The organism is Natrinema sp. 74 (genome assembly GCF_046097095.1).
Taxonomy (GTDB): domain Archaea; phylum Halobacteriota; class Halobacteria; order Halobacteriales; family Natrialbaceae; genus Natrinema.
The window spans coordinates 71,512-96,388 of record NZ_CP175698.1; the positions used below are offsets into that span (position 1 = coordinate 71,512).

Consider the following 24,877-nt stretch of genomic DNA (forward strand, 5'->3'; position numbering starts at 1 on the left):
CTGCCCGTCAGTGCAGGGTGTGGTCTCGACTGTTCGCTGCCGGCGGCTCGGTCCGCGGGCTGGTACCAGACCGCGGTGACTGAGATCAGGGCGAGCGCCGACGGGGACCTCCGCTCGCGATGTCGAGAACGACCGCGATCGTGTGGTTCTCGCCGGTGGTCGCCTCGCCGGAAACGGTAGCGAATGCAGCGCGATTGGCACGGAGATTCCGCCGAGGTCGATAGGAGCGAGCGAGTGCTCGAGCCGTCAGAGGATGTTCAGGATCGTCTCATACAGCGACCGGACGGTCAGGAGACTGCCGACGAGCAGGACGATCCCCGCGGCGACGAACGCGACGTTCTCGTACCAGTCGACGTCGCGGAACCGGTTGACCGCGCCGATGAGCGCGAAGACGGTGACCGGCAGGCCGACCGCGCCGTTGACGGCCGGCATGACGATCGCCATCTCGACGGGGCCAAAGCCGGTGTATCTGAGCATCGGGAGTGCGGTGACCGCCGCGAGGACGATCAGCGCCACGACGGTTCGCCGGAAGGCGGTGTCGCCGAAGACCGTGTCCCGCCCGAGCGCCTGCGGGATCATGAAACCGGCCCCGAACAGCGTCCCGGTGGCCGAGGAGATCGAGGCGAGGAAGGCCGCGAGGATGAACACGACGAGCGCGTACTCGCCGAGGATCGTCGCGAGCGGTTCGCCGGGGGTCGTCAGCGACATCTCGCCGCCGGAGAGCGTGACCGCGGAGACGATCATCACGAAACTGCCGATGACGAGCGTCGTGGCAATCCCGGCCGCATTGTCTCGGCGGTATTCCCAGATGTCGGTCCACTCCTTCGTCGGTTGGATGCTCGACTGGATGAAGAAGTTCGGCCAGTAGACCGTCGTTCCGAGCAGGGCGATGACCGCGGTGAGGTAGCCGATTTCGGTCTGCAAGACCGGCTGCAGACCGGCGGCGACCGACTGCCAGGGCACGTCGAGGCCGAGCAGCAACAGGCCGTAGGAACTGAACACGGCGAATACCATCGCAGCGATCGCCGCTTCGATCCGGTCGTAGACCTTCATCTGAACGATCGCGATGCCGATTCCCGCCGCAAGGACGATCCCGACGAGGACGTTGTCGAGGCCGGGGATCAACCAGGCCAGTGCCGCGCCCGCGACCGCGTAGTTCGAGACGGCCCAGAGCCCGGACATCAATGAGATACCGATCAACAGCGTCGAGCCACCGATCGGGAGCGCGTCGGCGATGTAGTCCGCCAGGGGCTCGTCGGCGACGGCGAGGCGCGCGCTCATATCGTGGAGCGCGATGTCGACGAGGAATGCGAGCGGCAACACCCACAGCAGGGAGAACGCGAAGTTTGCCCCCGTATCTGCGAGGATGTAGACCGATCCCGCTCCGAAGACGTTCGCGGCGAATAGCACGCCCAGCCCGTATCTGTAGAGCGCCCCGTGGATCGCCTCACCGCCGGGTACCGCGTCGACGACCGCCGACGTGGACGTCGACGCCGACGCCGATTGTCTGCTCATGCGCTCTCACCACGTGGACCTCTCTGAGTGGCCGTATCAGGGCGAAGACCCGAACGCACGGCGAAATCGGTGCTGGAACCGTTCGCTACGAGGAGGGCATCGGATCCACCCTGACTAACTGAGTCACTTGCCAATTCAACACGACCGGCCGTCGAAATACTGTAGTCGTCCATATGCTGGTAGCTCCCACAGCCACGGATGGTTCGCCCCTCGAGACTGCGGCCGGCGCGTCACTCGAGGGGGGTTCGTTCGACGCGAACACATCCGTATACTGGAGTTCGGAATGCCGTACCAGAACGAACGGCGGCGACTCGGTTGAGCGGAAAGCTTGAGATGGCAGACGGCGTTTCACTACCAGCAGCGACACGCCGAGACTGTCCGACGACGTTGCCTTCAGAAGAAGGCCTATATATTTCTATCCCTTACCCGAGGTGAAGGCTGAAATCAATGCAAGGACAATCCCAACAGCAGGCCTACGACCGGGGGATCACCATCTTCTCCCCGGACGGACGCCTCTATCAGGTCGAGTACGCCCGCGAGGCCGTCAAGCGCGGAACCGCGAGCGTCGGTCTCCGCACGCCCGACGGCGTCGTTCTCGCCGCGAATCGGCAGGTCAGTTCGCCGCTCATGGAGCGCTCGAGCGTCGAGAAGATTCACAAAGCCGACGATCACGTCGGCATCGCCAGTGCCGGCCACGTCGCCGACGCGCGCCAGCTAATCGATCTCGCCCGCCGTCGTGCACAGGGCGAGCAGCTCCGCTACGGCCAGGAGATTGGCGTCGAGACGCTGACGCGTTCGGTCACCGATCACATTCAGGAGTACACCCAGACCGGCGGCGCACGCCCGTTCGGCGTCGCCCTCCTCGTCGGTGGCGTCGAGAACGGCGAACCCCGTCTCTTCGAGACCGACCCCTCGGGGACGGACTACGAGTGGCAGGCGGCCGCCGTCGGCGGCGACCGCGACACCATCCAGGGGTACCTCGAGGAGCACTACCGCGAGGACCTCGATATCGACGGCGGGATCGAACTCGCCGTCCGCGCGCTCAGCGAGCCCGAAGACGGCGTCGTCGCCGCCGAAGACATCGACGTCGCGACGATCACGACCGACGACGAGTCGTTCCGTTCGGTCGACGAGGACCGCCTCGAGTCGATCATCGGCGACCTCGACGCGGAGGAGACCGATGAGTAACTGGAACCCGTCGGCCCCGCAGGGCGACGGCGGCCCGTCGCCGTACGAGCCTGAGTTGGGCTCGCTTCCCGACAACGGCCAGCACGCCGGCGAACACGACGATACCGTGAACAAGACCGGGACGACCACCGTCGGTATCACGACCGACGAGGGCGTCGTCATCGCGACGGACATGCGCGCCAGCCTCGGCGGGCGGTTCGTCTCGAACAAGAACGTCCAGAAGGTCGAGCAGATCCACCCCACCGGCGCGCTCACGCTCGTCGGCTCGGTCGGCGGCGCACAGTCGTTCATCCAGACGCTGCGCGCCGAGGTCAACCTCTACGAGTCTCGACGCGACGAGACCATGAACATTGACGCGCTCGCGACGCTTGCCGGCAACTTCGCCCGCGGCGGTCCGTTCCGGGCGATCAACCCGATTCTCGGCGGCGTTGACGAGGAAGGAAGCCACGTCTACAGCATCGACCCCGCCGGCGGCGTCATGGCGGACGACTACACCGTCACCGGCTCCGGGATGCAACTCGCCTACGGCGTCCTCGAGAACGAGTACGAGGAGGGTCTCACGCTGTCCGACGCGCGGTCGGCGGCGGCCCGCGCGGTCAAGAGCGCCGTCGAGCGCGACACCGGCTCCGGTAACGGCGTCTTTCTCGCCGAGGTCACAGGGGAAGGCGTCGAGATTCAGGGCCACGAGTCGTTCGACGACCTCTTGTAAACGCGGGTCGTCTCTGCGATCCAGCAACTCGGTCTGGACCGAGTCAGCTCGCGCTCGCGCGCGTACACGTGACTTTTATTAGTGGTGGACTGCTAGCCGAAAGCAGGTTTTACATGTCCCAGGAAAGCGAGTACGGCGCCGGACAAATTCAGGTCCTCGAGGGCCTGGAGGCTGTGCGAAAGCGGCCGGCGATGTACATCGGCTCTACCGATTCTCGAGGTCTCCACCATCTGGTCTACGAAGTGGTGGACAACTCGATCGACGAGGCACTGGCTGGCTACTGTGACGAGATCACCGTCTCGATCAACGACGACGGGTCGATCACCGTCGCGGACGACGGCCGTGGCATCCCCGTCGATACACACGAGGAGTACGACCGCCCCGCGCTCGAGGTCATCCTCACGGTCCTCCACGCCGGCGGCAAGTTCGACAACAAGTCGTATCAGGTCTCCGGCGGCCTCCACGGCGTCGGCGTCTCCGTCGTCAACGCCCTCTCCGAGCGGCTCGAGGCGGAGGTCAAACGCGACGACGGCGTCTTCCGCCACGCCTTCGAGGGGGGCGAACCTGTCGGCGACATGGAGCGGGTCCGCGACATGGAGCCCGACGAGGAGACGGGCACCGAGGTCAGGTTCTGGCCCGACACCGGCATCTTCGAGACCGGCGAGTTCTCGTTCTCGACGCTCGCGAACCGGCTCCGCGAACTGGCCTTCCTCAACTCCGGCGTCCGCATCACGCTCCGCGACGAGCGCCAGGACGCGGGCGACGAGGAGGGTCCCGTCACCGACACCTACGCGTACGAAGGCGGCATCCGCGAGTTCGTCACGTATCTCAACGAGACGCGCTCGGCAATGCACGAGGAGGTGATCTACTTCGAGGACGAAGAGCAAAACATCCAGGTCGAGGTCGCAATGCAGGCCACCGAGGAACTGCAGGGCTCGATCCACGCCTTCGCGAACAACATCAACACCCGCGAGGGCGGGACCCATCTCACCGGGTTCAAGACCGCACTCACTCGGACGGTCAACGACTACGCCAACGAAAACGACCTGCTCTCGGACCTCGAGGACAACCTCAAGGGCGAGGACATCCGTGAGGGGCTGACGGCAGTCATCTCTGTCAAACACCCCGACCCGCAGTTCGAGGGCCAGACGAAGACGAAACTCGGCAACTCCGAAGTACGAGGCATCGTCGAGAGCGCCATGCACGAGGGGCTCGGAACGTACTTCGAGGAACACCCAGATACCGCGCAGGCGATCGTGATGAAGGCCGTCGAGGCCGCGAAGGCCCGCATGGCCGCCCAGAAAGCCGAGGAACTCACCCGCCGGAAGTCCGCCCTCGAGTCGACCTCGCTCCCCGGGAAACTGGCCGACTGCCAGACCAAAGACCCCGAGAAAGCCGAACTGTTCATCGCGGAGGGTGACTCTGCAGGCGGCAGCGCCAAACAGGCCCGCAATCCCGAGTTCCAGGCCGTCCTCCCGATCAAGGGGAAGATCCTCAACGTCGAGAAACACCGGCTCGATCGCATCTTGGAGAACGACGAGATCCGGAACATGATCACCGCCATCGGCGCGGGGATCGGCGACGAGTTCGACGTCGACGACGTCCGCTACAAGAAGATCATCATGGCGACCGACGCCGACGTCGACGGCGCGCACATCCGGACGCTGCTGTTGACGTTCTTCTACCGCCACATGCGCCCGCTGCTCGAGGGCGGCTACGTCTACGCGACCCAGCCCCCGCTCTATCGCATCCGCTATCGCGGCGAGACCTACGACGCGATGACCGACGCCGAGCGCGACGAGATCGTCCGGGAGACCTGCGACGGGAACCCGACGCAGGTCCAGCGATTCAAGGGCTTAGGCGAGATGAACCCCGAACAGCTCTGGGAGACGACGATGAACCCCGACAACCGCATCTTGAAACAGATCACCATCGAGGATGCGGCCGCGGCGGATAAGATGTTCTCCGTCCTGATGGGCGACGCCGTCGAACCCCGCAAGCAGTTCATCAAGGACCACGCGCCCGAAGCCGAATGGATCGATATCTAACGAAATTTTGCTCTGCGGACGTGGCTCTGCCGCGCCCTCGGCAAAATTTCGATCAAAAGCACTCCTCCCTCCCCTGCGGGTCAGTCGTCGGCCTGCTCGCGAGTTCGCGTCGCGAACTCGCTCACGGATGCAGTGCTTGTCAACCGAACCGCGACAACTAACTTACCAAACGAAATGAACGAATGAGTTCAGACGTACCAGATCCGACGGACGTAGAGGCCAGATCGGTCGAAAACGTCCGTATCGAAGACGAGATGGAGCAAAGCTACATCGACTACGCAATGAGTGTCATCGCCGGGCGCGCGCTCCCGCGCGTCGAAGACGGGCTCAAGCCCGTCCACCGACGCATCCTCTATGCGATGCACGAAATGGGCGTCTCCTCCGGGAGTAGCCACCGCAAGTCCTCCTCGATCGTCGGGGAGACGATGGGTGACTACCACCCCCACGGCGACAGCGCGATCTACGACACCCTGGTCCGGATGGCCCAGGACTTCTCGATGCGGTATCCCCTCGTAGACGGGCAGGGGAACTTCGGCTCGATGGACGGCGATCCGGCCGCCGCACAGCGGTACACGGAGGCGCGGATGTCCCCCATCTCCGAGGAACTGCTCGAGGACATCGAGAAGGACACGGTCGACTTCTCCTCGAACTACGACGACCGCCTGCAGGAACCCGACGTGCTGCCCGCGGCGTTCCCGAACCTGCTGGTGAACGGCTCCTCGGGGATCGCGGTCGGGATGTCGACGAACATCCCGCCGCACAACCTCGGCGAGGTGATCGACGCGACGATCGAACTGATCGACGATCCCGACGCGACCGTCGACGATCTGATGGAACACGTCAAGGGTCCCGATTTCCCCACCGGCGCGAACATCGTCGGTCGCGACGCCATCTACTCGGCGTACAAGACCGGCCGCGGCCGCATCCGCGTCCGCGCCGAGTTCGAGGTCGAAGCGTGGAAAAACAGCCGCGAGCGGATCGTCATCACCGAACTCCCTTACCAGGCCAACAAGGCCCGCCTCGTCGAACGCATCGCCGAGGACGTCAACGATGGCGAAATCGAAGGCATCTCAGATCTGCGCGACGAGTCCGACCGCGACGGCGTCCGCATCGTCATCGAACTCAAACGCGGCGCGAACGCCGAGGTCGTCAAAAACAAACTGCTCGAGAATCACTTAGAGCGCACCTTCGGCGTCATCAACCTCGCGCTGGTCGACGGCCAGCCCCAAGTACTCTCGCTCAAGGAGACCTTAGAGGAGTACGTCTCTCATCGCCGCGAGGTCGTCCGGCGGCGCAGCGAGTACGACCTCGCCGAGGCAGAAGACCGGGCCCACATCCTCGAGGGACGGCTGACGGCCGTCGAGAACGCCGACGACGTCGTCGAACTGATCCGCGACAGCGAGGACCGGTCGGCCGCAAAGGAAGCGCTACGGGAGGCCTACGACTTCTCACAGGATCAGGCAGATCACATCGTCCGGATGCAACTCGGCAGCCTCACCTCGATGGAAGCCGCCGAGATCGAAGACGAGTACGAAGAGGTCCAGGCCGAGATCGAGCGGCTCACGGAGATCTTAGAGAGCGAAGAAGAGCTACTCTCGGTCATCAAGGAGGAACTCCGCGAGATCAAAGCCGAGTACGACGACGAGCGCCGGACCTCGATCATCGAGGATCAGGGGACGGTCACCCACGAGGACCTCATCCCCGAGGAGGAGGTGTTCGTCGTCATGACCGAGGACGACTACGTCAAGCGGATGCCGATCGACGCGTTCGATCCCCAGGGTCGCGGCGGCAAGGGCATCATCGGCGCGGACGTCAAGGAAGACGACCGCGTCGCGACGGTGTTTCGCGCTAACACCCACGACTACCTGCTCTGTTTCACGAATCAGGGCGAGGTCTACCGCCTCAAGACCTACGAGATCCCGGAGATGGGCCGCACTGCACGGGGCAAATCCGCGGTCAACATCCTCGATCTCGAGCCCGGCGAGGACATCACGGCCATCGTCGACACCGACGCCTTCGGTGACGACGAGTTCGTGACGATGGCCACTCGCCACGGCTACGTCAAGCGCACCGCCGGCGAGGAGTTCGACAATATCCTCTCGACGGGGATCATCGCCGCCGACCTAGAGGAGGGCGACGAACTGGTCGACGTCGAGGTCACCGACGGCTCGCAGGATCTCGTCGTCGCGACCGAGGGCGGCATGACGATCCGCTTCGACGAAGATGAGGTCCGGCCGATGGGCCGCAACGCCCGCGGTGTCAACGGGATCAAACTCGAGGGCGACGACGCGGTCGCCGGGCTGGTCGCGACCGACGAGGCCGACGACCGTGCGCTGCTGACGGTTACGGAGAACGGCTACGGGAAGCGAACGTTGCTCTCCGAATACCGCACGCAGTCCCGGTACGGAAAGGGGCTGATCGACATCAAGACGGGCGATCGAAACGGGCCGGTAACGGCCGTCAAGGCGGTCGCCGCGGACGACCAGCTCGTACTGATGAGCGAGCGTGGGCAGATCGTCCGCACCCGAGTCGACGAGATCTCGACCGTCGGCCGGAACACGATGGGCGTGATCGCGATGGCCGTCGACGACGGCGACGCGGTCGCGAGCGTCGACGTCATTCCGGCAGCGGCGGCCGACGCCGCCGAGGGCGACGACGCGGCCGAGTAAGACCTGCGTTCGACGTTCGAAAAGCGACGGACTCGAGGAGTGTTTCGGCCGAAAGCGAGAACAGAGCGCAGAGCGTCCGAGAGCAGTGCGCGACGGCCGTCAGTGAGCCGGTTTTTCGGCCGGTGCGGTCATGTCGTCGATCCGTAGGATGAGGATGTTGTTCGTGTCGTCTTTGCCGTCGACGGTGCCCTCGATAACGAGTTTCGAGAGCGGCGTTGGGCCGACGGTGACGTCATCGTCCTCGTGGATGTCGCTTAGGGTGCCCTGAATATGGATCTCCGCGCGACAGAGCTCGGGGTGGTGGACGCTCGAGAGATCGATCTCTTCGATGATAGTATCGTCGACGGGTTCGCCCTCGTGTTGCATGGGCACGGCCGCGGGCTCGTCCATCTGCTGGATCTCGAGGGCCTCGTAGGCGGAGGCCGTGGGTTTGTAGCCGCCTTTCGGCCCCGGTACTCCCTCTACCAGCTGAAGGGCTTTGAGACTCTGCATCTGGTTGCGAATTGTTCCCGGATTACGGTCGACCTGCTCGGCGATGTCTTCGCCTTTGATGGCGTCTTCGGACTCCTTGTGGAGATTCGTCAGTGCGCGAAGGATTTTCTTCTGGCTGGGGGTGAGTTCGATGGATGACATAGTGATATATTCGTAGTTGCGTTCCTTAAACCCGGCGGGTGAGCCGGACGTTCCCTCGAGAATGTGTCGCTTGGTGGGAGAACGAGACGGCGGTTCGCGTCGTTCACCCGAGAACCCTTCGCGTCCGTTGGATATCGGCGGGGTATGTGGGCGACCGACTCGTCGGAACGTAGCCGCGGTTCACGTTTCGGTCGCCGCTACGGTTTCGCTTCCGCGGGCGAGGCGACCCGGACGTGGTGGGCGACGGACTCGGGCAGCGACACCGGCTCGTCGGCCTCGCTCGAGCGCGCCGTCACCATGCCGAAGGGAGCGATTTCGAGGATCTCGAGTTCGACGCCGGGTTCGACGCCGTGTTCGGCGAGATAGGAGAGCACCTCGGGGTCGCGGTCGGCGACCTCGGCGACGGTGACGACGGTTCCCTCTTCGAACTCGGTGATGGCCTCGCCGGCGGGTCGCTCCGGCGGCTCGAGGTCGGCACTGGGGATCGGCGAGCCGTGGGGATCGACCGTCGGCTCGCTGAGAGCGTCGGCGACGCGGGCTTCGAAGTTCTCGCTGATGTGGTGTTCGAGCCGGTCGGCCTCGGCGTGGACCTCCGACCAGTCGTAGTCTAAGTGTTCGGTGAGGTAGGCCTCGAGCAGCCGGTGGTGGCGAACGATTTCGAGGGCGACGGTCTCGCCCTCGTCGGTCAGGGTCACCCCGCGGTACTTCTCGCGGTCGACGAGTTCGCGCTCCTCGAGCTTGTCGAGCATACTGGTGACCGTCGGCGACGTGACGTCCAGCTCGGCGGCGATCTCGGAGGTCTTGATCCGATCGTCGGTCCCGCGCTGGAGCTGATAGATGGCTTTGAGGTAGTCTTCCATCACGTCGCTCAGCATCATTCTGTGACGGGTTTAGAGTCGTCTAACCCTAAACCTATCGCCGCGTCGGAGCGGCCGATCGCCACGACCAAACGGGTCGGCGGCGTACCTCGGGTATGGGACGGACCGTCAGAATCATCGGTGCCCCGATGGACTACGGAGCGAACCGTCGTGGCGTCGATATGGGACCGTCGGCGATCCGATACGCCGATCTGGCCGACGGCCTCGAGCGAGCGGGCGTCGAGCCGATCGACGACGGCGATCTCTCGATGCCGCGAGCGGAAGAGCGTGACCCGGACGCCGAGCAGCCGATCGGTGGCAGCGCGAAGTTCCTCCGAGAGATCGAGGGCGTCTGCACTCGGGTGAGCGATCGGGTTGCGACGACGCTCGCCGACGGGGAGTTCCCGCTCGTGCTGGGCGGTGACCACTCGGTCGCGATCGGATCGCTCAACGGCTCGGCGCGCGAGGCCGACCTCGGTGTAATCTGGTTCGACGCCCACGCCGACTGCAACACGCCGGCGACCTCACCCAGCGGCAACGTCCACGGGATGCCCCTGGCCGCGGCCCTGGGTCGCGGTGCGTTCGGCGACCTGTCGTGGGCACCCGCGCCGGGCCTTCGGGAGTCGTCGATCGCCTACATCGGCCTCCGGAGCATCGACGAGCGCGAACGCGAACTGATTCGCGACAGCGATATGACCGCCTTCACCATGTCCGACATCGATCGACGGGGAATCTCCGCGGTCGTCGAAGACGCGCTCGCGGTCGCGACCGACGGCACCGACGGTGTCCACGTCAGCCTCGATCTGGACTGGCTCGACCCCAAGGCAGCACCTGGTGTCGGCACCCCCGTCCGCGGCGGTGTCACGTACCGCGAGGCCCACGCCGCGCTCGAGGCGCTCTCTAAGCGCAACGAGTCCGCTGAGTTTCTTCGTTCGATGGACGTGGTCGAGGTGAATCCGATTTTGGACGAGGCAAACGAAACGGCGACGCTGGCGGCGGAACTGACCGCGAGCGCGTTCGGCAAGCGCATCCTCTGAGACGGTCTACTGTAACTGGGCACCGGCATCCCCCGAAAAGCGGGTCGTTGGAACGCTGGAACTGCCTTCTAGTGGACTGTATGAACGAACGAGCGAGTTGAGTCGACTCGCCGGGAGCTGTGAACGCAGTGGAAATAGAGGTATGACAACATCGAGCATACAGATACTCGTTTCAACACCTTTGTATCATAGTGTTTCTCACTGTGGCGTATGACTGAGAACGTCGTCGTGCTCGGTGCTGGATACGCCGGTACCGGTGCGATCACCAAACTCCAGTCGGAACTGGGGGGTAACGCCCGGCTAACCTGGATCGCCGACGTCGACTATCACCTCGTGCTCCACGAGTCCCACCGCGTCATCCGGAACCCGGACGTTCGCTCGGATATCACCTTCCCGGTCGACCGGATCGCAGACCCCTCGACCCGGTTCATCCGGGACGAGGTCACCGACCTCGATACCGACGATCAGACCGTCGAACTCGCCGAGGGCGACGACGTCGACTACGATTACGTCCTTGTCGGTCTGGGCAGCCAGACCGCCTATTACGGCATCCCCGGCCTCGAGGAGCACTCGCTGACGCTCAAGAGCTTAGACGATGCTCTCGAGATCCACGAGGCCGTTACCGAGGCTGGGCAGGAGGCGACCCGCGGCGATCCCGCACAGGTCGTCATCGGTGGTGCCGGTCTCTCGGGCATCCAGACCGCCGGCGAGATCGCCGAATTCCGCGACAACCACCGCGCGCCCATCGAGATCCACCTCGTCGAGGCGCTCGAGGAGATCTTCCCCGGCAACGACCCCGAGATTCAGCAGGCGCTTCGCGACCTCCTCGAGGAGGCCGGCGTTCGCATCCACACGGACGACCCGATCACCGAAGCCACCGAGGATCACATCGAGTTCGACGAGGGCGAGCCCCTCGACCACGACGTGCTCGTCTGGACCGGCGGCATCACGGGTCGGGACGCCTTCGACGGCACCGACCTCGAGAACGAGCACAACCGGCTCACCGCCGAGGCGAACTTCCAGACCTCCGACGAGCGCGTGTTCGCGATCGGTGACTCCGCGATCATCGATCAGGGCGACCAGCCCGCGCCGCCGACGGCCCAGGCCGCCTGGCAGGCCGCGGACGTGGCCGGCGAGAACATCGCCCGTGCGATCGAGAACCGGCCGCTGAAGACCTGGGAGCACGAGGACAAAGGAACCGTCATCTCCGTCGGCGAGAAGGCCGTCGCCCACGACGTCAAGCCCGCCTTTGGCATCTCGCTGCCCGTCGACACCTTCGGCGGCTTCCCGGCCCAGAACCTAAAGAAGATGATCGCCGCCCGCTGGATCGCCGACATCACCTCCTGGAACGACGCCCGGAAGTCCTGGTCGTCGCTGTAGTCGGTTTCGTGGTCGGTTCGGTTTTCGTCGGTTCGATCGCCCTCGAGCGGCGGCGCTTTGACGTGTCGGCCACGCTCTCTTCACGATGGCGTCGCCGTCCTACGTCGGTGCTCAGTCTCCGCCGTCGTCGCTGGACTCGCTATCGTTCGGATCGTCGGCCGTTTCGCCCATCGGTTCCGCCGGCACGCCGGCGACGGTCGTTTCGGGGGGAACGTCGCGAGTGACGAGCGAGTTCGCCGCGATACGAGCATTCTCGCCGATCTCGACGCCGGGCAAGACGATCGCGCCCGCGCCGATCATCGCCCGCTCGCCGACGACAACCTCGCCGGTCCGGTACTCGTCTTGCAGGAACTCGTGGCAGAGGATCGTCGCGTCGTAGCCGACGATCGCGTCCGCTCGCACGGTGATCAGGTCGGGCCAGAAGACGTCCGGCGTGGCCTCGAGTCCCCAGGAGACGCCCTCGCCGACCGTGACGCCGATTCGTCGGAGGAGCCAGCGCTTAAGCCGGAGGCTGGGCGAGAGTCGGACGAGCCAGACAACGACGTAGTTGATCGCGACCCGCAGGGGGCGGCGGGCGGTCGTCCAGTGAGCCAGCGAGTTACGCGGCCCGGGCGTCGCGTGTCGTTCGACGCGGTCGTGGCGCGGCGTCGGATCGTCGGAATCCGTCACTGACACTCCCTTTGACGTATCGACATATGAAACCGCTCGAAGCGGAACCGCCGGATCGCACTCGGCTACGGGACCGTCAGTCGGACCGTCGTCCCTCGCGGCTCGTTGTCCTCGATCGTAATCGATCCATCGAGTTGGACGACGATCGTCTGTGTGATCCAGAGCCCGACGCCCTCCGAGTGCGACAGCGGCGTTTCGATCCCCTTCTCGAAGACGGTGCGCTCGATGTCGGGCAGTCCCGGTCCCGTGTCGCTAACTCCGATCGTCGCGGGTCCGTCCGGCTCTGCATCCATTGTCACTTCGACGACCGGCTCGGGCGTGTCGTCGTGTTCGATCGCGTTCTCGAGGAGTTCGTCGACGGCCGTCTCGAGGCGCGGGTCGGTTTCGCGGACGATCGCATCGGGCACGTCGGTGCGTATCGTCGCGGACGGGTACCGGTTTCGCGCCGCCTCGACGCGGAGCTCGAGGAGCCGGGAGAGATCGAGCCGCTGGACGACGTGTGAGTCGTCGAGAACGACGTCCCGAAGCAGATGGGTCTTCTCGCTCAGTTCCACGAGCCGTTCCGTCTGCTGCGTGATCGTCTCGACGCGCTTGTCGCGGTCACCGGCGGCGTTATCGGCGAGCAGTTCGGCGTTGCCGCGGATGATGTTACACGTGTTACGAAGGTTATGACGGATGATCCGCTGGAGGATGCTCGTCTGTTGGAGCGCCCGATCGAGCCGGTCGTTCGTCCGCTCTATATCCTGTTGGCCGTACGACAGCAGCCCGTAGAGGACGAACGACGTGCCGGCGACGAACAGACAGCCTTTGAGAATTTCGACGGAGACGGCCAGTCCCAGGGTTTCGATAGCTGCGTAGACGAACGCATCTGACCCGAGGACCCAGACCATTCCGATCACCGCGTAGCTCGCGGCGACGGCGGCCGGTGATCGCCTGATCACCGATCTGTCGACCATAGTGGTTACTAACTTGACGCTCGAATTCGGAACGTATCAACTTTCGGGCCGAAACGCCGATAACTGACGGGGGTGGCTTCGGTTGCCGGGCGAGGTAGCGATCGAACGCGGCGGACGGGATCGCCCAACTAGTTAGGCGTAATGTCCGTGTCGGTCGGCGATCGACGAAGGGACATGTCACGGCACCGGTTGGAGACTCTCGAGTTCGAGACGATCGCGTCCCTCCTCGCGAGCGAGACGCGGCGAACAGTGCTCGCTCGTCTTCGAACGGTCGACCGAACGACCGCGCACGACCTGAGTCGCTATCTCACGGCGGCCGATCGCGAAACCGATCTCGATGATGCCGCCGGGACGCGCACAGCCGCGATCGCGTTACACCACAATCACCTCCCCCGACTCGCCGAGCACGGCGTCGTTGACTACGACGAATCCGAAGCCGAAGTCACACCCGGCCCTAACTTCGACGACCTCGAGCCGATCATTGACTGCCTCGAGCGGGTAGACGACTAACGGTCACAGAACGCACGCATCGTCCGCTGATCGCTCGCCCGGAACGCCGACCGAGTCCCGAAACTCGGCGTCCGAGAGGTCACAGCGGTAGGCCGGTTTAAACATCATGTTCGCACCGCCGGCCCGAACGTTCCACGCCGACCGAATCTCGTCGCGCAAGTAGTACTGCGGCCGCTCGTTGCCCGCCTTGACGTAGTAATCGCTGAGCCGAATCGGATCGCGCTCGAACAGCCCGCCGGGTTCGCGACCGTCGACGATCACGACTTGCTTCTCGAGATAGAGCCCACCCTCTCGGGCGCGTTTTGCGTGGGCGTTGTTCGGGTGTGAAGCGAGGACCGCGTCCAACTCGTCGGGAGGCGTCTTGGGACCGACGACGACCACGTCGTCGACGGTGAAGTAGCCGATCAGATAGCGGTGGGCGCGTTCCCCGCCGGGTCGACGCAGGCCGGCGTAGAAGCCGACGATGTCTCCCGGCTCGAGCGCGCACAGCCGTGAGACGTAGCCGCTCGTTCGGTGTTCGCCGTAGGTCAGCGCCTCGAAGTTCGGGTCGCGATGGAGGGGCCAGGATGCGAGAGCGTCGCCGGTGACGGTTTCGGTCCCGTCGTGAACGGGTTGGGGAGTGATCCGCGTCGTCAGCTCCGCGGCAACGCCGTCGCCGGCCCGCAACTCCCACGAGCCGAGCGTTTCGGCCTCGGTCGTTTCCCGGGTCTTCTCGGGAATGGGCACGTACTCGAACCGTCCGTTGTCGTACAGCGGTGCCAGCGCGCCGAGATTGGTGCTGTCAGCGCCGATGCCGGCGAGAACGACCGTCATGCGTTTGCTCGCCGGTCAGTTCGGTGGCGCGATAAATCCGCCGATCCGTTCGCCATCCTCGTGTTACCCCGAAAGACGAGATGGAGGGTCGATGTCCGTCGCGCGGATTCCGATTCGCGGAAGCTGGGCGTTCAGCGCGGCTCCGAGACGGAGACGTCGCCATCGCCGCTGACGGTGACCTCGTATCCACAGTACGTAAACGACACTCGCCCCGCCGACCGCTGCGTTCCGACGGTCGGTCGGTGACAGAGCGAATCGAGCGCGTCCGGATCGACGGCGGTGTACAGCGGCGGCGTTAGCGCCGCCGGGTCCGTGTCCTCGAGTTCGGCGACGCGTTCGACGACCTCGAGACTCGGTTTCATCGCAGGCGGTGAACCGGTAACTGAGGCGGTCACGTCTTCCATCAGTGGGTCGTCCGCCGGGACGCCCTCAAGTCTACCGTCGTATTCTTCGGCCGTTTATATCGGGTGTGGCGTTTCATCGGCGGCGATACCGGTTACCGCATCACTCTCCGAACGTCTCTCGGAAGAGTTTCGCCGCGATCCGGCGGAGATGCGTCGACAGCGTCGAGCGCGAAATGTCGAGTTCGGTGGCGACCGCTTTGGCGCTCGCGCCGTCGGACTCGTAGTACCCCATTCGAGTCGCGGTGCGGGCGACTTCTCGCTGGCGATCGGTGAGCCGCGCCTCGATGCGACGATCCTCGGCGGGTCGCGCTTGCGCCCGACTGCTGTACAGCTTCTCGAGGGTGAACTGGATGTCCTCGTCGCGGCAGTACCGCCAGTACGCACCGAGGCTCTCCTTGTCCGGCGCTTGCAGTCGGAGTCGCCAGTCATCCGCGGCGTTTCGAATCGAGAGAATTCGGACGCCGAGCCCCGTTATCTTCGGCGACGTGACTTTCGCGTTCTGGCCGAGCCGAATCTTGTAGGTTCGACAGTCCGCCAGCTCGAGGACGACTGTCCAGTCGTCTACCGTGCGATCGCGAGACAGTGCCGATTCGAAGTCCCGGTCGCAGCGCTCGGCCGCGTCCATCAGGGTGAAAAAGATCGTCGGCCTGTCCTCGTCGGTCGTCGCCGTCAGCGGCTGCGCTTCCACTTCGATCGTCACGCTCGGAACCGCTCGAATGGTCGGGGCTAACGGAAGGTCGGGATGGGAGATGAGCAGTTCGGCGATGAAGCTCCGCGCCATACGATTCGCTATAGCGAAACGGGAGCCGACGCCGAAAGCCTTCCGACACGTGTGACCGAGATTACGGGACGTACTCGCCGTCTCCCGAACGCGAGCGCTCACCGTTCGGTCGATCGAGCGGCGTAGTAAAGTGGGAACGACAGGACGAGGAAGATCGACCCCATCGCGGCGATTCCGATCCAGGCCGTCGACAGCCAGCGACTGGGGAACACGCCGGCGATCTCAAGCACCCACAGGAGACTGTAGACGCCGAGAATCGCCAATCCGGCGACGTACGCCCGCAGCAGCCAGCCGGCGATGCGGTATAGCGTCGTCTTCGTGACCGCCGGCGGGAACGAGTCCTCGAGGCAGCCGAGCATGCGGTCACCGGCGGCCAGTTGGACGGAGACCTATCGGAGTCACGGCGGCCGGATCGACGCCGCCGTGCCGGTGGCGGACTCCCCCGAGAGCGATTAGATGCGATGCCATCGAAACGATACTCTACGGTGGAGTGTCCACCTGCTTGAAAGTTTCCGCCGCTACACGGCGCTCGAGGCGGGTGCGTCCGACTGTCGGTGTTGGTGCGACCGGCGACGGATGGACGGACCGCTCCCCGGCAAACGAGAGGTATCCTTATCGGGGCGGGCGTTCCACATCTGCGTATGCGAGTGACGTTTCTGGGGACGGGCAGCGCCATGCCCACTGGAGAGCGGTTTCAGGCGGGGATTCTCGTCCGAGACGGCGGACGGACGCTGCTGGTCGACTGCGGAGCCGGCGCACTCCAGCGGCTTCAGCAGTCCGGCGTCGGATACGAGCACGTCTCGACGGTCCTCCTGACTCACCACCACCTCGATCACGTGGCCGATCTACTTCCGCTCATGAAGGCCCGGTGGCTCGCTGGCGAAGACCACCTCGAGATCGTCGGTCCGCAAGGGACCAAGGCGCTGGTCGACGACCTGCTCGATGTCTACGAGTACATGCGAGAGAAACTCGAACTGCAGGTCCGGGAGGTGGTCCCCGGCGAATTCTCCGTCGCGGGGTTTGACGTCTCGGCGTACGAGACCCGTCACTCGGTACCCTGTCTGGCCTACCGCTTCGACGATCGCTTTACCTTCAGTGGCGACAGTGAGGCCTTCGCGGGGCTGGCGAACTTCGCCGAGGGCTCGGCGATTCTCGCTCACGACTGTTCGTTCCCCGACGACGTCGATGTCTCGAACCACCCGACGCCCGACGCGCTCGGTCGTGAACTCGCCGGCCGAGAGATCGGCCGGGTCTACCTCACCCACCTCTATCCCCACACTGAGGGCCGCCACGACGAGATGCTCGAGTCGATCGGGGCCCACTACGACGGCGACGTTCGATTCGCCGCGGACCTCCAGACCGTTTCGATCGAATAGCGTCCTGAGTCGCGACCTGGTCAAGTCCTGCCGACGCCGCGGTTCGGTTTCGACGAACATCCGAGCGCTCGAGGACCGAAATCTACCTCTCGAGCCGTCAGTACGCCTATCTCGTAGTTTCGATGGTTCGACATAAATACCGAACACGTTTATACCACCGAGTTTGTAGGATCGTAACAACAGAATGGTTTCGAGCGAATCCTCTCCAGCTATCCGTGAGGTGATCGGATGAGTATTCCGGACCGACTCGCCGACGGAATCACGACGCACACGCGAATCGTTCTCGTCGTTCTTCTGCTCTCGACGGTGGTCGTCGGGGCCGGAATGCCCAACGTCGATAACGACTCTTCGCTCTCCCAGTTCGAGAGCGAATCGTCGGAAGCGAAGGCCTTGGACCGAATCAACGGGAACTTCACGAGCGAACAACAGGAGAACACGACCAGCGTACAGCTGATCACGCGCGGCGACAACGTGCTCACGAAGGAATCGCTGATTTCCTCGCTCGAGTTCCAACAGGAGCTACGAGCGAACGAGACGATCAATTCGACGTTGGTCGAGAACCAGTCGATCACCGGCGTCGAAAATATCATCGCGATTTCGGCGATTAGAAGCGAACAGGCCGCCGAACTGAACGAAACTCGATCGGATCTCAGCGACGGCCTCAATCGGACGGTCGGGCTCCAGCGCCGGTACGCGCAGTTAAACGCGTCCTCCGACAACGGCTCGGTGAGCGAGTCCGAATACCGACAGCGCTCGGCCGCGCTCGAGGCTCGGTTCGACGCGGTCGTCGAGAACGCGACGGCCGACCTCACCGCCAACCAGACCGCACAGTACCGCACGGCGGTCCAGCAAGCGCGAACGATCGAATCACAGCGATACGAGATTCGCTCGCAGTCCGACAACCCCCGAGCGGAGCCAGAGTATCAGGAACTCTCCTCGCAGCTACAGGGCGTGTACAGGGCCGGAACGTACGGTGTCCTCGAGTCAGAGTACGCGGCACTGCAGAGCGCGGAGCGACCGCCGCTCAAGGACCAGATCGCCGCACTCGAGAACTTGAACACAACGGAGTACGAGCGAACGCTCACGCAGACGTTGTCGGGGAACAGCTCCGACGATAACTTCGCGATCGCGCTGATGCCATCCTCGTACGAACCCGGCAATACGACGGCCGATGCGCGGATGACGTCGATCGTCCAATCGACCACCACCGACGGGATGGGTGGGATGGGCGGGGCCGTCAGCGACACCATCGTCGAGAGCCAACTCGCCATCGAGGAGCTCGCGAACGATCAGGATCAGGAGTATCTCGTCTTCGGCGGCGGCGTCATCACCGACGAGATCCAGCGGTCGATGGGCGACAGCCTCGCTATCGTCGGCCCGCTCGCGCTGTTGTTCGTTATCGTCGCGCTGATCGTCGCCTACCGCGATCTGCTCGACATCGTCCTCGGGGTCGTCGGCATCGTCGCCGTCCTCGTCTGGACGTTCGGCTTCATGGGGTGGGCAGGGATCGCGTTCAATCAGATGTTCGTCGCGGTCCCGGTCTTGTTGATCGGACTCTCGATCGACTACGCGATCCACGTCTTCATGCGCCACCGCGAACAGCGCGAGGAAGACGGAACGACCGACAGCGTCCGCGGCTCGATGACGACCGCGCTCGCCGGCGTCGGCGTCGCACTCGTCTGGGTGACGGCCACGACCGTCATCGGCTTCCTCTCGAACCTCGTTAGCCCGATCGGCCCGATTCGACAGTTCGGGATCGTCAGCTCCGTCGGCATCGTCGCCGCGCTGATCGTCTTCGGCGCGTTGATCCCCGCCGCCAAGATCGAGGTCGACGAGTTCCTCGAGTCCCACGGCTTCGATCGGCAGAAGCGCGCGTTCGGGACCGGCGACGGTCGCTTTAGCGACGTGCTCGCGGTCGGTTCGGTCGCCGCCCGGAAGGCCCCGATCGTCGTCCTCATCGGCGCACTGCTCCTCTCGGCAGGCGGCGTGTACGGCGCGACGCAGGTCGACACCAGCTTCCAGCAGAAGGACTTCATCGCCGACAGCCCGCCCGAATGGACGCAGAGTCTTCCCGAGCCCTTCCAGCCCGGCGAATACACGATGAAGCAAAACCTCGAGTACGTCAACGAGAATTTCCAACGCGAGGACAGTCAGGCGCAGATCCTCATCGACGGGAACGTCTCGAACCCCGAGTTACTCGAGCGGATCGATACCGCACAGGCCGAGGCGACGAACAGCAGTATCGCCTACCCGCTCGCGACTGGCGAGGCCGACGTACAGGACCCGCTGTCGACGATGCGGACGGTCGCCGCGCAAAACGAGTCCTTCAACGAGTCGTTCACCGCGGCCGACACCGACGACGACGGCGTTCCGGAACAGAACGTCTCGGCGCTGTACGATCAGTTGTTCGACGTCAACAGAGAGGCCGCGAGCCAGGTGATCCACCGGACCGAGGACGGTTCCTATGACTCCGCACGACTGGTCCTCGCCGTGAAGGGTGACGTCTCGAACAGCGAGACGACCGAGGAGATGCGCGCGATCGCGAGCACGATCGAGGACGGCAGCGGCGACCAATGGAGCGCCATCGCAACCGGACAGCCGATTGTCAGCCACATCGTCGAGCAGGACCTGCTCGATACGGTCATCGAGAGCCTGCTGATCACGCTCGTGGCCGTCTTCCTCTTCCTCACACTCGCCTACCGGCTAACGGGAAGTAGCGCGACGTTGGGCGTCGTGACCCTGCTACCGGTCGCGTTCGCGGTTAGCTGGATCTTGGGAACGATGTACCTCATCGACATGCCCTTTAACGTGCTCACGGGGATGATCACGAGCCTCACCGTCGGGCTCGGCGTCGCCTACAGCATCCACATCAGCGACCGCTACTCGCTCGAGTTAGAGCGTCAGGGCAACGTCTGGTCGGCGCTGCGGACCACGGTGACCGGCACCGGCGGGGCGCTACTGGGCAGCGCGGCGACGACTATTGGCGGCTTCGGCGTCCTCGCCTTCGCGATCCTGCCGGCGCTCCAGCAGTTCGGCATCATCACCGCGCTGACGATCACGTACGCGTTCTTCGCGAGCGTCGTCGTCTTGCCGGCGCTGCTGGTGCTGTGGACCCGGTACTTCGGCCCGGACGTTTCCTTCGATCCGTCGGGGCTGGGCCAGCCTACGCCGACCGCCAGCGACGGCGGCACACCGGCGACGGCCGGCGACGACTCCTCGCAGGGTGGTGACGAAGAGTGACCGACGACGAGAACGCGGCCGTCGACGCCTTCGAGGGGCTCGGGCTCACTAGCTACGAGGCCAAGGTGTTCATCGCGCTCCACCGCCTCGGCGCGGGGACGGCCCGCGACGTCGCCGACGTCACCGACGTGCCCCGCTCGCAGGTTTACAGCGTCGCCGAGAGCCTCGAGGAGCACGGCCTGCTCGAGGTCCAGCAGTCGAACCCGATCCGGTACCGGCCGGTCAGCGTCGACGAGGCGCGCGAGACGCTTCGAGACCGGTTCGAGCGTGAACAGGACCGGGCGTTCGACTACGTCGAAACAGTCAAAAACGAACCCGCGGGCGAGGAAACGCGGGAAGACATCTGGACGGTTCGCGGCCGCGACCGCGTCGACGATCGCGCTGTCGACATTCTCTCGCAGGCCGAAGAGCGAATCGTCTTCGGAACACGGCTCCCGGAACTCGTCTCGGACTCGGTCGAACGGGTTCTCGCGGAACGCGCGGCGGCCGGCGTCTCGGTGATCGTCGTCAGCAGAACGGACGCGATCCGCGACCGGCTCGCCGACGTCGAGGACGTCAGCGTCGTGAGTCCGCCGGGAGACCGAACGGACGATCAGCGACCGGGACGGATCGTCCTCGTAGACGACGCCACCATCCTCCTAAGCGTTCTCGGCGGTGAAGACGGTGAGACCGCGATCTGGAGCGCGGGCTCGGTGTTCGCCTCCGTCCTGATCCAGCTCATCGAGGCCAGCGACGAGCTACGAGTCGAGGTCGACTGACCCGCGCTCGCGGCTCACTCGAGGCGGTATCGCAACAGCGCCGCGATGCCGCCGAGATTGGCGAGTTGCTGGCCGGGCGGAAACTCGCTCGAGAAGACCGTCACCTCGCCGCCTTTCTGTTCGGTCGTACGGACGATCCCGTCGACGTCGATCGCCCATTCGCCGTCGGGACCGCGCTCCTGTCGGAGCCGGTCGTCGAGGACGAGCAACCGCTCGATCGCACCGAACTCGGCGGCCTGCTGGACCTGTTCGGGCCCGTAGGCCGCCTTGGCACCCTCGGCGATGCGGCGGGTGAGTTCGTCGATGTACTCGGCCTCGCTCTCGATTCGCGTCTCTTCTTGGACGTCCGCGACGGCACCGCGTTTGAGCACTTCGTGGACACCACGGTCGCCGACGGCCGCCGTGTCGACCATCGTGATCAGGTCGGCGACCTCGGGCTCGTTCTGCTCGAGGTGTTTGTAGGCGTCTTGCTTCGTGAATCCGGGGCCGGCGAGAATGATCGCATCGACCTCGAGGCGTTTGAGCACGTCGCCGAGTTCCGAGAACAGTTCCGATCGCTCGCGGGCGTACTCGCCCTTGCCCGTCGGGCCGGTGATCGTCGCCCGCTCCTCGGTGCCGTACTGAGCGACCGTGTGGACGTGGGCTTCCCCTTCCTCGACCGTCGCGATCGCCACGTCCGGGTTCTCTGTCGCTTCTTCGGCCTCCTCGAGGCGGGCCTCCTGATCGGGCTTGAACCGCTTCTCGATCGAGATCTCGTCGCGGGCCTCGACGTTTAACGTGTGGTGAAAGTCGAGTTGATCCTCGCGCGAGCAGGCGACGATCTCGCCGCCGACTCGCAGCCGGTTGGCGAACTTGTGAAACTCGATATCGTCGACGGCGATCGCGACCCACATGTGCTCGCGCTCGCCGCCGGTGTCGCGCATCTGGTCGTCGTTGCGCTGGATCCGCCGGGTCGTATCGCCCGCGACGCGGTCGCCGGGCTCGAGGACGTACTGCAGGTGCCAGAGGTCGTCGACGCTCTCGGGGACGACGGTCACCCGTTCGCGGCCGCCCTCGACCTGCTCCCGGTCTTTGATCTGCATGGCCGGCGGTTCGCGGGGCGGCGGTAAGTGGACTGCGATCGGTAGCGGCGACCAGTCGGCCGACCGTCTCACCGTCGCGGAACGCGATCCGCGGCGATCGAGACGACCGTCAGCGGGGAGTAAACGTCTGCCAATAGCTCACGCGCAACATAGTTAGGGACGATGCGGATTACCGGTCCTGCCCTACTAACGGTATGGAACAGAACTATACTACCCGCTTCGAAGACTTCGGCGTCCGTTCGCTGGTGACGCACGCCATCATGGCGATTACGTTCGCGGGTGCGCTCTTGACAGGACTGTTCGTCGACGGGCAGATCGGCCTGCTCTCGTTCGTCGCGCTCCTCAATTTCACGGCCGGCGCGTGGATCACGCAATCGATCCACTCGCTTGGGAACGCGCGAACCGATGACTCGTACAACGGAATCATCCCGGTGTTGCTGGACACCACCGGTGAGAAGACGTTCCACGGGTTCGACGCCGGTCGGTTGGGCAGGCTCCTCGCGCTGATCGCGGCCGTGACGGCGGTTTCGCTGTTGACCGCCGGCGAAGTCCTCTCAGGGACGGTGGCCGCAATCGGGAGCGTCGCGATCGGAAGCGTCGCCCTCGTGACCGCGATGGTCGGGTTCCTGATCGCGCTCGGCTCCTCCTACGACACCGCCGAGCGCAGTACGACCACAACGGGATACGACGGCGGCGATACCGACGCATCGGCGGGCTCTCGCCGACGGAGTGGTCCGGACACGACCCCCGCCGACGAGTGACGGACCGCATTCGGAGCCGGCCGCGACACGCGGTCGGCTAACAGCACTCGATTCCCGCGCCCGAAGCGAGACGACCGTCCCGCTTGAGCGAGAGTCGAGACCGCTTACACGGTGCTAGTTTTATGAGAGTGAGAGTGGCCGCGACGAGTACGGTTGCGCGCGGAGACGCATCCGTCCGCTACGTACAATGACGGACTCAGCCACCGACTCACCGCAAACGGTCCGGGTAGAAGTCTTTCTTCGACAGTGCGCGTCACCGGACGTGGTCGATACCCTCGGCGAGACCGTCGCGCGATCGCGCCGTCTCGAGCAGCGGGACGGCCATACCGACGTGCGAATCAAAACGTGGGGGTCGGTGTGTCCCGCGATCGAGTCCCTCAGCGACTCCGGCCGGTCGGTTTCGGTCACGGTCGACGCGTTCCAGTCCTGGGCCGACCGCGAGGGGTACACCCTTCGCCCGGCGTTCGAACGCCGCGAGACGGCCTCGAGGTTCGGTCGCGGCGCAACGGCGGAGGAGATTCGGGTCCCGGTCGTCTGTGTCGCCGTCTACGAGGACGACGACCTCGAGTGCGTCGCGCCCTGCACGGACGGCGACCGGACGTATACCGTCGAACAATGTCTCGACGCGCTCGAGGACGGCCAGTCCGTGCCGTTCGGCAATCGGGACGACTCGCCCGGTCTCTCGAGCGGGTGGCCGGGCGAGTCCGTAGAGGCCGAGGAATCGGAGTGAGGACGCGGCGCTCGTGCAAATGGGGGCCGCCGTTGTGACGATACTCCATCCCGGTCACCCCCGGATATCGTCGAGCTTGTCTTTCGCCTTCTCGAGGCCGGACTCGAACGTCTCCTCGATCGCTTCGACGGACCGTTCGACGTAGTGGACGCGCTCTTTCGGGACCCGTCGAACGACGTCGTTACCGTCGTCGTCGGTCCCGTAGGCAAACAGCCAGTGGTCCTGAAAATACGCGAGTCGATCGTTATCGACGGTAACGCGCTCGTCGTTCTCGCCGGGCGTCTCGTAGACGATGGTCGCAGTGCCGAGTTCCGGTTCCGAGTCGGTGTCTGTATCGATGTCTGCCATAGTCGTCGCGTCCACGGTCGACCGCGTAGTCGTGGGGCCGGCGAGTGCAGCCTCCGCTCGAGGGCGGAGCGGCCGCTCGTAAGACTCGTGGTGACCGCAGTGGGCCGGCTTACCCCGTTTCGGATCGCGATCCGGATCGGGCCTCGCTTTCGGATCCGGTGTCCGTCTCGGTCGGTTCGCGTTCCGACTCCGTCTCGTCCGTCTCAGTCGGTTCGCTCGAGAACGGCTTGGTCCCTTCTACCGGAGCCGGTTGCGTGCCGGGGCTAAACGCCAGGAACGCGATGAAGCCGATGATGAGAGCGAGTGCGACGACGATGACCGCGGCGACGATGCCCGGCCCCGTCGACGGGACGCCGAGCGCGGCCGGCGCGAGTGTCGCGAATAGTGACATCGGGGCCTCTAGACCGCTCCCG

Annotated in this window: 24 protein-coding genes; 12 read left to right on the forward strand and 12 right to left on the reverse strand. The window is 64.8% G+C overall.

The features are described 5' to 3' along the window. Positions 1-246: 246 nt before the first annotated feature. On the reverse strand, positions 247-1,515 hold the full coding sequence (locus tag ACJ70B_RS00335; RefSeq protein WP_408958433.1) for an NRAMP family divalent metal transporter: 1,269 nt from the start codon (positions 1,513-1,515) through the stop codon (positions 247-249). A gap of 447 nt (positions 1,516-1,962) precedes the next feature. Between ACJ70B_RS00335 and psmA the strand changes: the two genes are divergently transcribed. The 4 genes from psmA (at position 1,963) to gyrA (ending at position 8,129) form a co-directional block, all read left to right on the forward strand. Continuing rightward, entirely contained in the window at positions 1,963-2,703 is a 741-nt protein-coding gene (gene psmA / locus ACJ70B_RS00340; RefSeq protein ID WP_408958434.1) for an archaeal proteasome endopeptidase complex subunit alpha, read from the forward strand. After that, the gene (psmB, locus tag ACJ70B_RS00345; RefSeq protein WP_408958435.1) at positions 2,696-3,412 is read left to right on the forward strand and encodes an archaeal proteasome endopeptidase complex subunit beta; all 717 of its coding nucleotides are present in this window, start codon (positions 2,696-2,698) and stop codon (positions 3,410-3,412) included. The genes psmA and psmB overlap by 8 nt, the downstream gene beginning before the upstream one ends. Before the next feature lie 113 nt (positions 3,413-3,525). Continuing rightward, complete coding sequence (gene gyrB / locus ACJ70B_RS00350; RefSeq protein WP_408958436.1) at positions 3,526-5,460, forward strand: DNA topoisomerase (ATP-hydrolyzing) subunit B; 1,935 nt, start codon at positions 3,526-3,528, stop codon at positions 5,458-5,460. Positions 5,461-5,642: 182 nt separating this feature from the next. Beyond that, positions 5,643-8,129 (forward strand): DNA gyrase subunit A, encoded by a 2,487-nt coding sequence (gene gyrA, locus ACJ70B_RS00355; protein ID WP_408958437.1) that lies wholly within the window; start codon positions 5,643-5,645, stop codon positions 8,127-8,129. A 99-nt stretch (positions 8,130-8,228) separates the two neighbouring features. Here gyrA and ACJ70B_RS00360 read toward each other — a convergent pair whose 3' ends face one another. Both ACJ70B_RS00360 and ACJ70B_RS00365 read right to left on the reverse strand, forming a co-directional pair. Continuing rightward, positions 8,229-8,762, reverse strand: coding sequence for an Rrf2 family transcriptional regulator (locus ACJ70B_RS00360; RefSeq protein WP_408958438.1), 534 nt, complete (start codon positions 8,760-8,762; stop codon positions 8,229-8,231). Between the two features lie 197 nt (positions 8,763-8,959). Continuing rightward, positions 8,960-9,640, reverse strand: a complete 681-nt coding sequence (locus ACJ70B_RS00365; RefSeq protein ID WP_408958439.1) for a metal-dependent transcriptional regulator — start codon at positions 9,638-9,640, stop codon at positions 8,960-8,962. 95 nt (positions 9,641-9,735) lie between these two features. Between ACJ70B_RS00365 and rocF the strand changes: the two genes are divergently transcribed. Both rocF and ACJ70B_RS00375 read left to right on the forward strand, forming a co-directional pair. Continuing rightward, complete coding sequence (gene rocF / locus ACJ70B_RS00370) at positions 9,736-10,656, forward strand: arginase (protein ID WP_408958440.1); 921 nt, start codon at positions 9,736-9,738, stop codon at positions 10,654-10,656. 210 nt (positions 10,657-10,866) lie between these two features. After that, complete coding sequence (locus ACJ70B_RS00375) at positions 10,867-12,036, forward strand: NAD(P)/FAD-dependent oxidoreductase (RefSeq protein ID WP_408958441.1); 1,170 nt, start codon at positions 10,867-10,869, stop codon at positions 12,034-12,036. A gap of 111 nt (positions 12,037-12,147) precedes the next feature. On the opposite strand, the gene ACJ70B_RS00380 is transcribed toward ACJ70B_RS00375, so the two are convergent. Further along, positions 12,148-12,705 (reverse strand): acyltransferase, encoded by a 558-nt coding sequence (locus tag ACJ70B_RS00380; RefSeq protein WP_408958442.1) that lies wholly within the window; start codon positions 12,703-12,705, stop codon positions 12,148-12,150. 65 nt (positions 12,706-12,770) lie between these two features. Continuing rightward, the gene (locus ACJ70B_RS00385; RefSeq protein ID WP_408958443.1) at positions 12,771-13,661 is read right to left on the reverse strand and encodes a sensor histidine kinase; all 891 of its coding nucleotides are present in this window, start codon (positions 13,659-13,661) and stop codon (positions 12,771-12,773) included. A 174-nt stretch (positions 13,662-13,835) separates the two neighbouring features. Between ACJ70B_RS00385 and ACJ70B_RS00390 the strand changes: the two genes are divergently transcribed. Next, positions 13,836-14,171 carry a hypothetical protein gene (locus tag ACJ70B_RS00390; protein WP_408958444.1) on the forward strand — a complete coding sequence of 112 codons (336 nt, stop codon included), beginning with the start codon at positions 13,836-13,838 and terminating at the stop codon, positions 14,169-14,171. A 3-nt stretch (positions 14,172-14,174) separates the two neighbouring features. On the opposite strand, the gene ACJ70B_RS00395 is transcribed toward ACJ70B_RS00390, so the two are convergent. From ACJ70B_RS00395 to ACJ70B_RS00410, 4 genes are all read right to left on the reverse strand, one after another. Then, positions 14,175-14,984, reverse strand: a complete 810-nt coding sequence (locus tag ACJ70B_RS00395; RefSeq protein WP_408958445.1) for a hypothetical protein — start codon at positions 14,982-14,984, stop codon at positions 14,175-14,177. A gap of 131 nt (positions 14,985-15,115) precedes the next feature. Beyond that, positions 15,116-15,388 (reverse strand): HalOD1 output domain-containing protein, encoded by a 273-nt coding sequence (locus ACJ70B_RS00400; protein WP_408958446.1) that lies wholly within the window; start codon positions 15,386-15,388, stop codon positions 15,116-15,118. A 100-nt stretch (positions 15,389-15,488) separates the two neighbouring features. Next, the gene (locus ACJ70B_RS00405) at positions 15,489-16,169 is read right to left on the reverse strand and encodes a helix-turn-helix domain-containing protein (RefSeq protein WP_408958447.1); all 681 of its coding nucleotides are present in this window, start codon (positions 16,167-16,169) and stop codon (positions 15,489-15,491) included. A gap of 98 nt (positions 16,170-16,267) precedes the next feature. Further along, entirely contained in the window at positions 16,268-16,528 is a 261-nt protein-coding gene (locus ACJ70B_RS00410; RefSeq protein WP_408958448.1) for a hypothetical protein, read from the reverse strand. A 282-nt stretch (positions 16,529-16,810) separates the two neighbouring features. Between ACJ70B_RS00410 and ACJ70B_RS00415 the strand changes: the two genes are divergently transcribed. The 3 genes from ACJ70B_RS00415 to ACJ70B_RS00425 all read left to right on the forward strand — a co-directional run bounded on the left by ACJ70B_RS00415 (position 16,811) and on the right by ACJ70B_RS00425 (position 21,543). Next, entirely contained in the window at positions 16,811-17,545 is a 735-nt protein-coding gene (locus tag ACJ70B_RS00415) for an MBL fold metallo-hydrolase (RefSeq protein ID WP_408958449.1), read from the forward strand. A 228-nt stretch (positions 17,546-17,773) separates the two neighbouring features. After that, a complete protein-coding gene (locus ACJ70B_RS00420; protein ID WP_408958450.1) occupies positions 17,774-20,785 on the forward strand; it encodes an MMPL family transporter in 3,012 nt (1,003 codons plus the stop codon). Next, positions 20,782-21,543: a TrmB family transcriptional regulator gene (locus ACJ70B_RS00425; RefSeq protein WP_408958451.1), complete on the forward strand. Its 762-nt coding sequence runs from the start codon at positions 20,782-20,784 to the stop codon at positions 21,541-21,543. The genes ACJ70B_RS00420 and ACJ70B_RS00425 overlap by 4 nt, the downstream gene beginning before the upstream one ends. A 14-nt stretch (positions 21,544-21,557) precedes the next feature. On the opposite strand, the gene ACJ70B_RS00430 is transcribed toward ACJ70B_RS00425, so the two are convergent. Continuing rightward, positions 21,558-22,625: an mRNA surveillance protein pelota gene (locus ACJ70B_RS00430; protein WP_408958452.1), complete on the reverse strand. Its 1,068-nt coding sequence runs from the start codon at positions 22,623-22,625 to the stop codon at positions 21,558-21,560. Between the two features lie 194 nt (positions 22,626-22,819). Here ACJ70B_RS00430 and ACJ70B_RS00435 point away from each other — a divergent pair, with 194 nt between their 5' ends. Both ACJ70B_RS00435 and ACJ70B_RS00440 read left to right on the forward strand, forming a co-directional pair. After that, the gene (locus ACJ70B_RS00435; protein ID WP_408958453.1) at positions 22,820-23,386 is read left to right on the forward strand and encodes a hypothetical protein; all 567 of its coding nucleotides are present in this window, start codon (positions 22,820-22,822) and stop codon (positions 23,384-23,386) included. Positions 23,387-23,573: 187 nt separating this feature from the next. Beyond that, entirely contained in the window at positions 23,574-24,116 is a 543-nt protein-coding gene (locus ACJ70B_RS00440) for an HTH domain-containing protein (RefSeq protein ID WP_408958454.1), read from the forward strand. 54 nt (positions 24,117-24,170) lie between these two features. On the opposite strand, the gene ACJ70B_RS00445 is transcribed toward ACJ70B_RS00440, so the two are convergent. Both ACJ70B_RS00445 and ACJ70B_RS00450 read right to left on the reverse strand, forming a co-directional pair. Beyond that, positions 24,171-24,464, reverse strand: a complete 294-nt coding sequence (locus tag ACJ70B_RS00445; RefSeq protein ID WP_408958455.1) for a hypothetical protein — start codon at positions 24,462-24,464, stop codon at positions 24,171-24,173. Positions 24,465-24,573: 109 nt separating this feature from the next. Further along, entirely contained in the window at positions 24,574-24,855 is a 282-nt protein-coding gene (locus tag ACJ70B_RS00450) for a hypothetical protein (RefSeq protein ID WP_408958456.1), read from the reverse strand. Positions 24,856-24,877: the final 22 nt, after the last annotated feature.